The organism is Kitasatospora sp. NPDC001175 (assembly GCF_053598215.1).
The window spans coordinates 33,197-43,999 of sequence record NZ_JBSFJU010000067.1 but is presented as its reverse complement, the minus strand read 5'-3'; the positions used below and the strand labels follow the sequence as shown (position 1 = coordinate 43,999).

Here is a 10,803-nt window from a genome sequence, read left to right as displayed (position 1 = left end):
CGCCGCCTGCTCCGCGACATCGCCGAGGGCCGCGAGGTCGGCGACACCACCACCCTCGCCGACTCCTCGGTGATGAACCTGATCCAGTCACAGCTACCGTCCGGCAACACGGACGGCGAGAGCTGAGCCGCGGCTGACGTCGGCGCGGCCGGTGAGAACCGCGGCCGGCGAGAGCCAACGCTGACGAGCCACAGCCGGTGGGGGTGCCGTTCGGGCACCCCCACCGGGCCCCACCTCACCGCTCACCCGGCCGGGCACCCGCCGAAGCCGGCGGTCGTCCACCTGTCCACCGGCTTGAACCCGACCGGCAGGAGGAGCAGCGGGCCGGTTCCGCGCGATGGCCCAGGTCACCGTCCGGTGCCAGTGCTGATCCCAAATCAGCCTCAGCCCGACAGCTGAACCACCACCACAACTCCAGCCGGAGGCCGCGACCCTGCGCGGCTGAGCCGCCGCCGGGTACGCCGCCGCGACCGATGCCCCAAGATCGAACCCGCGACGCCATCATGGGCCCGATGAAGACGAGCGAGCACACAGGTCAGCAACCGCCCGACCGGACGGTGATCCACCGCTTCCTGCGGGAGCCGTTCACCGCACGGTCCTGGCGCGGGGTGCTGTACTCGCTGCTGAGCCTGCCGCTGGCGCTGCTCGGCCTGGTCGCGGTGGTGCTGACGGTCGTGTTCGGCGTCCTCTCGGCTGGCCTGCTGGTCTCACCGCTGCTGGCCCTCTTCCTCAGTCTGGACCGCTGGTTCGGCGCTCTGCACCGACTACTGGCCCGTCTGCTACTGGAGTTGGAGATCCCGACCCCGCTCCGACCGCGCCGCGCGCCCGGCCTCTCCGGCTTCCTCGGGCACCACCTCGGCGACCCGGCGGCCTGGCGGTCGGTGGCGTATCTGTCCCTGCGAGTGCCGCTCGGGCTGGTGCAGTTCGCGCTCGGCTTCGGCTGGTGGGCGTACGGGGTGCTGTTCCTCTGCTACCCGGTGCTACGACTGGTGGAGCCGATACGGGAGACGGACGCGCACGGGGTCAGGCACGAAGTCGGTTTCGAGGTGAACGGGTTCCACTTCGACACCTGGCAACGCGCTCTGCTGGTCAGCGCGGTCGGCCTGCTGCTCCTGCTGATCGCGCCCTGGCTGGCCCGCGGGCCGCTGGCGCTGGACCGGTGGCTGCTCCCCCGGCTGCTGGGGCCGTCCGCGACCTCGCTCCGGCTGGCCCAGCTGGTCGAGACCCGCGAGCACGCGATCAACGAGGCGGCTGCCACGCTGCGCCGGATCGAACGCGATCTGCATGACGGCGCGCAGGCCAGGCTGGTGGCACTCGGGATGCGGCTCGGGCGGGCGGAGAGCCGGCTCGCCAAGGGGGACGCCGTGAAGGCGCAGGAACTGCTCAAGGAGTCCCGACAGGAGACCAAGGAGATCATTCAGGAGCTGCGCGAACTGGTCCGCGGCATCCACCCGCCCGCACTCGACTCCGGTCTCGGGCCCGCGCTCACCACCCTGGCGGCGCGGTCGGCCATCCCGACCGCGGTTAGGGTCGAGACGCCCGGGCGTCCGTCCGCTCCGGTCGAGACGATGCTCTACTTCGCCGCCGCCGAACTGCTGGCCAACGCGGGCAAGCACAGCGGCGCCGGACGGATGGCGGTCTCGGTGCTGCAGCACGGGAACGGTCTGCGCCTGCTGGTCACGGACGACGGCCGGGGCGGCGCCCGGCTGGACGGCGCGGGGAGCGGGCTGCGCGGGCTGGCCGAGCGGGTACGCACCGCGGACGGTGTCCTGACGGTGGACAGTCCGCCCGGCGGGCCGACCACGGTGACCGTCGATCTCCCGGGCAGACTGTGACGGCGGCGCGGCCAAGCGCGCCGGTGGTCCGATGAATCAACAGGGGGATGGGCCGTGCGAGTTGTAGTGGCCGAGGACACGGCGATCCTGCGGGCCGGTCTGGTGCAGTTGCTGGAGGACGAGGGCCACGAGGTGGTGGCCGCCGTCGCCGACGGCGAGCAGCTGAAGGCGGCGGTGGCCGGGCACCGGCCCGACGTCGTCGTCTCCGACATCCGGATGCCTCCCACCCACACCGACGAGGGACTGCGCGCGGTGATCGAGCTCCGGGCCGCCCAGCCCGGACTGGCGGTGCTGATCTTCTCCCAGTACGTGGAGACGGAGTACGCGGCCCGGCTGCTGGCCGCCGGCTCGACCGGGGTCGGCTACCTGCTCAAGGAGCGCGTACTGGATGCCCAGGACTTCGTGGACGCGCTGGAGCGGGTGGCGCGCGGCGGTACGGCGCTGGACCCCGAGGTGGTGACCCAGCTGGTCGGCGCGAGCCCGAGCCGCCGGTCGGTGGACGGGCTCAGCCCGCGCGAGCGCGAGGTGCTCGGCCTGATGGCGGAGGGACGGTCCAACGGGGCCATCGCCGACCGGCTGGTGGTGACCGAGCGGGCGATCGAGAAGCACGTGGCGAACATCTTCCTGAAGCTGGACCTGCCCGTCTCCGCCGCCGATCACCGCCGGGTACTGGCCGTACTGCGCTACCTCGGGGCCTGAGCGTGCCCCGCGGCCGCCCGTAGGGCCGAGGCCGCCGCCAAGAGCCACCTCGGTGCCTGGGACCGCCTTCCGCCAGGTACCCGGCTCGGCATGCCCCGACAGAGGTGGGCATGAGGAATAAAATACGACAATCCGGAAATCGCGTCGCCGCTCCCAGTAGACTGTCAAAAACGCAACAAGATCTCTGAGGCGCGCCGGGAAGTCTGGTCGGCATCGCACCACTGGTGCATCCAGCTGCCGTCCCCGACTGGAGGTCCCCCCGTGGCCACGTCGCCGTCCACCGATCGTCGCCAGTTCCTCGGCCTGCTCCCGCTTCCCGAACGCCGGTACATCACCGACGCACTGCGCACCGAGACCGTCGGCGGCATCCTGCTCCTCGCCGCCGCCGTGATCGCCCTCGTCTGGGCGAACGTCTGGCCGCACGGGTACGAGAACGTCCTGAGCCGGACGATAGGCCCGCCGGGGCCGCTCCACCTGAACCTGAGCCTGGAGAACTGGGCCAAGGACGGGCTGCTGACAGTCTTCTTCTTCGTTGCCGGGATCGAGCTCAAACGCGAGTTCGTGGCCGGCGAGCTGCGCAGCCCCGGTGCCGCCGCCCTGCCGGTGATCGCCGCGGTCTCCGGCGTCGCGCTGCCGGCGATCGTGTTCACCGTCGCCAACAGCGGCCCAGGCGGTAATCCCGCCGGCTGGGCCATCCCGACCGCCACCGACATCGCCTTCGCCCTGGGCGTGCTCGCCGTGGCGGGCAGTCACCTGCCCTCGGCGCTGCGGGCGTTCATGCTCACCCTCGCGGTCGTGGACGACCTGATCGCCATCCTGATCATCGCGATCTTCTACAGCTCCGGCATCAGGTTCTGGGCACTCGGGTTCGCCTTCGCCGGCCTGGTGCTGTTCTGGTTCCTGCACCGGCGCGGCGTCCACGGCTGGTACCTGTACTTGCCGCTGGCCCTGGTGATCTGGGCGCTGATGCACGAGAGCGGGATCCACGCCACGGTGGCCGGTGTCGCCATGGGCCTGATCCTGCGCTGCCACACCGAGGGCGACGAGGAGCACTCCCCCGGCGAGCGCATCGAGCACCTGGTGCGCCCGCTCTCCGCCGGTGTCGCGGTGCCGGTCTTCGCGCTGCTCGCGGCCGGGACGACCATCTCGGCCACCACGCTGTTCCAGGTCTTCACCCAGGCGACGCCGCTCGGCATCGTCCTCGGCCTGCTGGTCGGCAAGACGGTCGGCATCTTCGGCGGCGCCTGGCTGGCCGCCAGGTTCACCCGGGCCGAACTCAACCCGCAGCTCAGCTGGGCGGACCTGTTCGCGGTCGCCACGCTCGCGGGCATCGGCTTCACCGTCTCGCTACTGATCAGCGAGCTGGCCTTCCCGCACGACGGCGCCCTCGCCGACCGAGCCAAGACCGCCGTCCTGGTGGGCTCGGTGCTCTGCGCGCTGGTCGCCACCGTGCTGCTCAAGCTGCGCAACCGGCACTACCGGCAGCTGTGCGAGGAGGAGGACCGCGACTCGGACGGCGATGGCATCCCGGACGTCTACCAGCGCCAGGTCGGATGACTCGGCCGCGGTGACACATCGCCCGGGAGAGGCCCCCGGAGTGGTGCCTGACTGACCGGTAGGGGCATGATTCTGAGCAGTCGAGCAGACCGTGTTGACTGTGCTGACCGAGTTGACCGCGTTGAAGGAGAACAGCTGATGCCCTCAGGAACCGCAGACCCGTCCAGCGACGGCCGGGTGCCCTACGAGGGCGAGCGTTCGGTGGGCCAGCTCTTCGCCGCGGCCACCGCCGATCTGTCCGCCCTGCTGCACGACGAGATCGCGCTCGCCAAGGCGGAGATCCGGCAGGACGTCAAGCGCGGCGTCTCCGGCGGCGTCTCACTGAGCGTCGCGGGCGTGGTGGCGCTGGCCGCCGTCCCGATGCTGAGCTTCGCGGCCGCGTACGGTCTGCACGCGTTGGGGCTGACGCTCGGCTGGTCGTTCCTGATCGTCGGTGGTGCCTACCTGGTGCTCGCGGCCGTGCTCGGACTGCTGGCGCTGCGTTCGTTCAAGAAGATCGAGAAGCCGCACCGCACCTTCGAGGGCGCCCAGGCGACCGCGGACGTCCTGAAGCACGCCCGTCCGCGCCCGGCCACCAAGGAGGAGATCGACCGGGCGCTGGGCCGCATCCCGTAGCAGCCGTCTCCGGCCGCCCGCCGGCGCCGAGGGAGGCGAGTGCCGGGGACGTGTTCGGCGCCAAGGTATGACAGGCTCTCGGTATGCCGTTGGACCAGAAGCCCGTGCCCGCCCCGGCCTCCGACCCCGGGCCCGCCGAGACCGCCTGGACCGTCCGCTCGGACGGTCCTTGGACGCACCGCGACCTGGCGGCCAACGGTGCCCGCTTCCACATCGCGGAGGTGGGCGAGGGCCCGCTGGTCCTGCTGGTGCACGGCTGGCCCGAGTACTGGTGGGCCTGGCGGCACCAGCTCACCGCCCTCGCCGAAGCCGGTTTCCGGGCGGTCGCCCTCGACCTGCGCGGCGTGGGCGGCAGCGACCGCACCCCGCGCGGCTACGACCCCGGCAACCTGGCGCTCGACATCACCGGCGTGATCCGCTCGCTCGGCGAGCGGCGGGCCCACCTGGTCGGCCACGGCAGCGGCGGTTCGCTGGCCTGGGTGGCGGCCGTGATGCGCCCCTCGGTGATCCAGAGCCTCACCGTGGTCTCCGCCGCGCACCCGCGCCGTTTGCGCCGGGCCCTGCTGACCGACCGCAGGCAGATGGCCGCCTTCGACCACGTCCTCGGCTTCCAGCGGCCGTGGATACCGGAGCGCCGGCTGGTCGCGGACGACGGCGCCCTGGTCGCCGAGTACCTGGATGCCTGGAGCGGCCCGAACCGGCTGCCGGCCGACGCCGTCCGGGCCTACCGCCAGGCCGTCCAGATCCCCAGCACCGCGCACTGCTCGATCGAGCCCTACCGCTGGCTGCTGCGTTCGATGGCCCGACCGGACGGCATCCAGTTCGCCCGGCGGATGAAGAAGCCGATCACCGCGCCCACCCTGCACATCCAGGGTGCCGCCGACCCCGTGGTGCTCTCGCACACGGCGCTCGGCGCGGGCGACTACGTCGAGGCGCCTTACCGCTGGCGGCTGTTGCCGGGGATCGGGCACTTCCCGCACGAGGAGGCGCCGGAGCAGTTCTCGGCCGAGCTGATCAACTGGGTGCGGGAGCACAAGGCATAGCGGACCACCCGCCAAATTGACGGATGATCATATGACAATTGCATAGGACAAATGGACCGCCCTCATGCGGTTACCCCCCTCGGTCGACGGGCATCCATCCGGTATGACCTGGATGCCCGATCGCGACGCCTCGCCGCGCCGAAACCGCAGCGGCTCGCAGCACCTCGTTCAGCAGCCCGAATGGCCGTTCGGCGGCGACGGGCGGCCACGACGACCAGGGGCACACCGGATGGGCATCCCGCGCATTCTGGGGCGGCGCGCCCGCTGGGTGAGCGCGCGCCTGCGGCGCGACGGCTGAGGGGCGCGCCCCGACCTGGAGCGCGCCCCTGCTATCCGCTGATCCCGGTCAGTTGACGACGGTGGGCCCGAGGCAGGCGAACCCCAGCATCACAAAGGTCACCGCACTCATGATCGGGACCAGGATGTTGGTCTCCATCTTGTTGCCGGTGCGCTTGATCAGGACGATCTCGTAGCGCTCCTTGTGCGGCCACAGCAGCGGCGCCCCCATCTTGGTGAGGCAGTCGCCCAACAGGTGCGCCACCGTGCCCAGGGCCACCGCGTACGGCAGCCAGCCGGGGGCGTCCGGCATGAAGCGGTCCATGACCGCCGTGCCCAGCACGGCGAGTCCGACCACCGTCAGCCAGGTGTGGTGGCCGTGGCCGGGCGCATGGGCGTTGAGCGCCTTCAGCGCCATGGCCAGCAGGAAGAACGAGAAGCCGATCGTGAACCAGCGGCCGCCGAAGGTCACGCCCGCCCAGGTGCCGCCGCCCATCAGCGCGACGAACAGCAGCGAGTGCGTGGCGTGCCGGTGACCGCCGGAGGCCCAGGAGACGAACCGGCAGAGCGCCTTGGAGACCGGGCCCAGGAAGTTGGCGATGGTGCCGTCGTGGTGGTCCAGGTCGGGCAGCAGCGCGGCGCCCGCGCAGAGCACCGTCCCCATCAGTATGTCCGCCGGCCTCAGGTGGGTGCCCAGCAGCAGCGGGGGCAGGAACGGCGCGGAGACCGCGTACAGCATTGCGCCGCTTACCGCGTGCGAGTGACCCATCATGACGTTCTCCTGACCTCCCGTCGGCCCCGTTCCGGTACTGCTCGGTTGAGCCGAACGGGTGAGCGCGGCCGACGCTACCAGGAGCAACTGACGCACCGCCGGATCCTCGACCCGGCGGTGCGTCAGTGGAGGTCGGCGCGGGCGGTCAGAGCGCGCAGCCCTCGGTGTCCGCCCGATCGGTGGCCTCGGTTCCGAGCGCGGCGTCCCGGCGGACCTCGTCGGCGGTCAGCACGTACCCCGTGTCCGAACTGTCCAGGGACTTGGCGAAGACCACCCCGTACACCCGCCCCTCCGGGCTGAGCAGCGGGCCGCCGCTGTTGCCCTGGCGAACCAGGGAGCGGATCGAGTAGACGTCCCGGACCACCTGGCCCCGGTGGTAGATGTCCGGGCCGTTGGCCTGGATACGGCCGCGGATCCGGGCTGGCTGGACGTTGAAGCCGCCGTTCTCGGGGAACCCGGCGACGATGGCGCTGTCGTTGGTCCTGGCCTCTCCGGCGAAGGGCAGCGCGGGGGCGTTCAGCTTCGGGACGTCCAGGACGGCGATGTCCCGCTGCCAGTCGTAGCGGACCACCGTGGCGTCGTACAGCTGTCCCGTGCCGCCGATCTGCACGGTGGGCTCGTCGACGCCGCCGACCACGTGGGCGTTGGTCATCACCCGGTGCGGGGCGAAGACGAACCCGCTGCCCTCCAGGGTCTTGCCGCAGGAGGTGGCCGTCCCGACCACCTTGACCAGGCTCTTCCGGGCCATCGCCACCGCCTCGCTGTCCGCCAGCGACGGGTCAGGCTCCTCCACCTCGGTGATCGGCTCGTGCTCGAAGGGATTGAACACCTGCGGGAAGCCGTTGCGGGCCAGCACCTTGGTGAAGTCGGAGAACCAGTTCGGCGCGTCGGACGGCAGCGTGCTCTGCACCCCGCCGAGCACCTTGGAGGTGCGCACCTGCTTGGAGATGGTGGGCAGCGAGGTGCCGGCCAGCGCGGAGCCGATCAGCCAGGCCACCAGCAGCATCGACACCACGTTGACCACCGAGCCGCCGAACGCGTCGACGGTCCTGGCCTGACGGCGGCCGATGTGGCCGCGAAGCTTCCAGCCGAAGTGCGTGGTCACGGCCTGGCCGACCGCCGCGAAGACGATCACCACCAGCACCGCGACCACCGAGGCCGTGCCGCCCGGACTGAGGTGGCGCAGCAGCAGGGGCAGCAGTTGCACCGCGATCAGGCCACCGCCCAGGAAGCCCACGACGGAGAGCACGCCCACCACGAAGCCCTGCCGGTACCCCGACACGGCGAAGCCAAGCGCGGCGGTGATCAGCAGCAGATCCAGGACATTCACCCCGATACCCTCCCACGTGCACCCACCCGGAGGGCGGCGACCCCGGTTGTCGCGGCCGTGGCGCCCGGGCCGGGGCGCGCCACGGGGGCCGGTCGCGGCTTCACGGGCGGGCCGGCAGCGGACCCGGCCCGCCGGTCCGTACGGCCCGGCCGGCGGCCGGGAGCGGAGGCGTGACCGCGGAGGCCGCCGGCGTCAGCGGTTCGGGCCACCGGCGCTGCGGAGGGCGAGACCGGCGGCCTCGTCGGAGAGGGTGAGGGTACGGGTGGTGTCCCATGGGCGCTCCAGTCCGCCGTAGTGCAGCACGCGGTCGATCACCCCGGCCGTGAAACCCCAGACCAGCCGTCCCGCGACCTGGAAGGCCGGGCCGAGGTGGCCCGAGGGGTGCCTCAGCCGGACCCGGTTCGCCGGGTCGGCCAAATCGGCGATCGGCACCCGGAACACCGCACCGGTCTCGGCCGGATCCACCGGCGCAACCGGCGTCTCCCGGCGCCACCAGCCGAGCACCGGGGTCACCACGAAGCCGCTGACCGGGATGTAGAGCGCGGGCAGGATCGCGAAGACCTGCACCCCCGACGGGTCCAGGCCCGTCTCCTCCTGGGCCTCGCGCAGTGCGGCGGCCACCGGCCCGGCACCGTCCGGGTCGCCGTCCACCGGGTCCAGCGCACCGCCCGGGAACGACGGCTGGCCGGCGTGCGAGCGCAGGCTGCGGGCCCGTTCGATCAGCAGCAGGTCGGGCCCTGACGGGCCGTCACCGAAGAGCATCAGCACTGCGGAACGCCGACCGCCCTCGGCCGGCGGCAGGAACCTGCTCAGTTCCTCGGGCCGCACCGTCTCCGCGGCCTCGCGCACCGGCAGCAGCCACTCCGGCAGTCCGTCCCGCTCCACAACCCCGGTCACGTCCGTCACGCGGCACCCTCCGTCGTCGCCGTACCGTCTCCCTCGGTAGACGCGGCCGCCACGCCGTTCGTTGCGGCCGAGGCCGCCCGGCCCGGATAGTCGGCCGGAGGCTTGAGCCGCTGCCCGGGCTGACCGCCCATCTCGTACTTCAGCAGCTTCCGCGCCTTCTCCGGGTCGGTCTCCCCCACGCCGTACGACGGGCAGAGCGGGGCTAGCGGACAGGCGCCGCAGGCCGGCTTGCGGGCGTGGCAGATCCGGCGGCCGTGGAAGACCACGCGGTGCGAGAGCATCGTCCACTCGGACTTCGGGAAGATCTCGGCGACCGCCGCCTCGACCTTCTCCGGGTCCTCCTCGGTCGTCCAGCCGAACCGCCGGGCGAGCCGGCCGAAGTGGGTGTCCACGGTGATCCCGGGCACCCCGAAGGGCTCTCCCGTCCGGGGATCACGTGCGTTGCCGAGGACGACGTTGGCGGTCTTGCGGCCCACCCCGGGCAGGGTGAGCATCTCCTCCAGGGTCCTGGGCACCTCGCCGTCGAAGTCGTCCCGCAGCTTGATCGACAGGCCGATCAGCGCCTTCGCCTTGTTCCGGAAGAACCCCGTCGGCCGGATGATCTCCTCAAGCTCCTCCGGGTTCGCCGCCGCCATGTCCTCCGGCGTCGGGTACTTGGCGAACAGCGCCGGCGTCGTCTGGTTCACCCGCAGGTCGGTCGTCTGCGCCGACAGCACCACTGCCACCAGCAGCTCGAACGGCGTCTCGAAGTCCAGTTCCGGATGCGCGTACGGATACAGCTCCGCCAGCGCGCGGTTGATCTTCCGGGCGCGGCGCACCATCGCCAGCCGCGACTCCGGCTTCCGGGGCTTCGCCGACTGCCCGGCCTGCGGGGCCTTGCTCTCTGCCATGCAGGAAGGCTACGCCGCCGACGTCGCGGCGGGCAGCGGATCCCGCCGTATCCGGCGCTTCTTGATCCGCGCGGCGGGGGTGAAGACCGTAGCCCTTGGGAGAGTTGAGCGAGTACGCCCCGTGTCGCGCCGACCGGGTGTCAGCGCGGCACGGGGCAGAGGGCCGCGGAGTTGACGCGGCGCGGCTACTGCGGGAGGGGAATCGGCATTCCGGATGGCCGAGCGGGACCGGCCTCAGGCGATGGCGGGGTTGATCGAGGCACTGGCCGTGGCGGGCATGTACTGCTTGTTGCCCGCGAAGTGGGCCGTGTAGCCGGACCCGAGCCCTTGGGCCCACAGGATGGGGTCGAGGATGTTCGAGCCGCTGTTGAGCATCGCGACGCCGTCGGCGCCGGTCGCCACCGTACCCATCACCCGACCACCGCCGGCCATGCTGAACGTGATCGGCGCGCCCTTGATCGGCGTACCGTCGGCGTCGAGAAGCGTCGCCCTGAGCGTGCCCTTGGCCTGACCGCCGACCGTTCCCTTGATGTCGTCCGCCGTGAGCTGCGGGTACTCCTTCTCCCCGTTCGGCTGCGGCGGGTACGGCTGCGGCGCGTTGTAGTAACCGTGCGTGGGGTTGAAGTAGCCGGGCTGTGGCTGGTAGTAGTACCCGGGCTGCGGCTGGTAGTAGTACGGCTGGGGCTGGTGCTGCGGCGGCTGGTAGTAGTAGGGCTGCGGCTGCGGCGGCGCAATGGGCTGCGTCATCAAGGACTCCTGGAATCAGACGGTGGGTCGCGCCGATCGCGCCGACCCGGAGTCAGCGTGGCACGAGTCACTGCGCTGCGCATGCGCAACGATTACCGTGAGTCATGGTCGCGCGCGGTGAACCCGCCCCGGC

At 71.7% G+C, this 10,803-nt stretch carries 10 protein-coding genes; 5 read left to right on the top strand and 5 right to left on the bottom strand.

Going from position 1 to position 10,803, the window contains the following annotated elements:
* Positions 1–512: 512 nt before the first annotated feature.
* The 5 genes from ACWDAK_RS32985 (at position 513) to ACWDAK_RS32965 (ending at position 5,749) form a co-directional block, all read left to right on the top strand.
* Positions 513–1,835 carry a sensor histidine kinase gene (locus ACWDAK_RS32985; RefSeq protein WP_344636932.1) on the top strand — a complete coding sequence of 441 codons (1,323 nt, stop codon included), beginning with the start codon at positions 513–515 and terminating at the stop codon, positions 1,833–1,835.
* Positions 1,836–1,889: 54 nt separating this feature from the next.
* Positions 1,890–2,534 carry a response regulator transcription factor gene (locus tag ACWDAK_RS32980; protein WP_344636931.1) on the top strand — a complete coding sequence of 215 codons (645 nt, stop codon included), beginning with the start codon at positions 1,890–1,892 and terminating at the stop codon, positions 2,532–2,534.
* 261 nt (positions 2,535–2,795) lie between these two features.
* Entirely contained in the window at positions 2,796–4,091 is a 1,296-nt protein-coding gene (nhaA, locus tag ACWDAK_RS32975) for a Na+/H+ antiporter NhaA (RefSeq protein WP_344636930.1), read from the top strand.
* Between the two features lie 138 nt (positions 4,092–4,229).
* On the top strand, positions 4,230–4,706 hold the full coding sequence (locus tag ACWDAK_RS32970; protein WP_344636929.1) for a phage holin family protein: 477 nt from the start codon (positions 4,230–4,232) through the stop codon (positions 4,704–4,706).
* An 83-nt stretch (positions 4,707–4,789) separates the two neighbouring features.
* Complete coding sequence (locus ACWDAK_RS32965) at positions 4,790–5,749, top strand: alpha/beta fold hydrolase (protein WP_344636928.1); 960 nt, start codon at positions 4,790–4,792, stop codon at positions 5,747–5,749.
* 346 nt (positions 5,750–6,095) lie between these two features.
* Here ACWDAK_RS32965 and ACWDAK_RS32960 read toward each other — a convergent pair whose 3' ends face one another.
* The 5 genes from ACWDAK_RS32960 to ACWDAK_RS32940 all read right to left on the bottom strand — a co-directional run bounded on the left by ACWDAK_RS32960 (position 6,096) and on the right by ACWDAK_RS32940 (position 10,670).
* Positions 6,096–6,797, bottom strand: a complete 702-nt coding sequence (locus tag ACWDAK_RS32960; protein ID WP_427395574.1) for a metal-dependent hydrolase — start codon at positions 6,795–6,797, stop codon at positions 6,096–6,098.
* A 145-nt stretch (positions 6,798–6,942) separates the two neighbouring features.
* A complete protein-coding gene (locus ACWDAK_RS32955; RefSeq protein WP_344636926.1) occupies positions 6,943–8,127 on the bottom strand; it encodes a MarP family serine protease in 1,185 nt (394 codons plus the stop codon).
* Between the two features lie 192 nt (positions 8,128–8,319).
* A complete protein-coding gene (locus ACWDAK_RS32950) occupies positions 8,320–9,033 on the bottom strand; it encodes an NUDIX hydrolase (protein ID WP_344636925.1) in 714 nt (237 codons plus the stop codon).
* A complete protein-coding gene (gene nth, locus ACWDAK_RS32945; protein WP_427395573.1) occupies positions 9,030–9,923 on the bottom strand; it encodes an endonuclease III in 894 nt (297 codons plus the stop codon). The genes ACWDAK_RS32950 and nth overlap by 4 nt, the downstream gene beginning before the upstream one ends.
* Before the next feature lie 234 nt (positions 9,924–10,157).
* On the bottom strand, positions 10,158–10,670 hold the full coding sequence (locus ACWDAK_RS32940; RefSeq protein ID WP_427395572.1) for an Ig-like domain-containing protein: 513 nt from the start codon (positions 10,668–10,670) through the stop codon (positions 10,158–10,160).
* Positions 10,671–10,803: the final 133 nt, after the last annotated feature.

What these genes read in the sequence shown, in the direction of transcription:
- ACWDAK_RS32985 (WP_344636932.1), top strand. Translation starts at nt 513, where the DNA reads ATGAAGACGAGCGAGCACACAGGTCAGCAACCGCCCGACCGGACGGTG.
- ACWDAK_RS32970 (WP_344636929.1), top strand. Translation starts at nt 4,230, where the DNA reads ATGCCCTCAGGAACCGCAGACCCGTCCAGCGACGGCCGGGTGCCCTAC.
- ACWDAK_RS32965 (WP_344636928.1), top strand. Translation starts at nt 4,790, where the DNA reads ATGCCGTTGGACCAGAAGCCCGTGCCCGCCCCGGCCTCCGACCCCGGG.
- ACWDAK_RS32960 (WP_427395574.1), bottom strand. Translation starts at nt 6,797, where the DNA reads ATGATGGGTCACTCGCACGCGGTAAGCGGCGCAATGCTGTACGCGGTC.
- nth (WP_427395573.1), bottom strand. Translation starts at nt 9,923, where the DNA reads ATGGCAGAGAGCAAGGCCCCGCAGGCCGGGCAGTCGGCGAAGCCCCGG.
- ACWDAK_RS32940 (WP_427395572.1), bottom strand. Translation starts at nt 10,670, where the DNA reads ATGACGCAGCCCATTGCGCCGCCGCAGCCGCAGCCCTACTACTACCAG.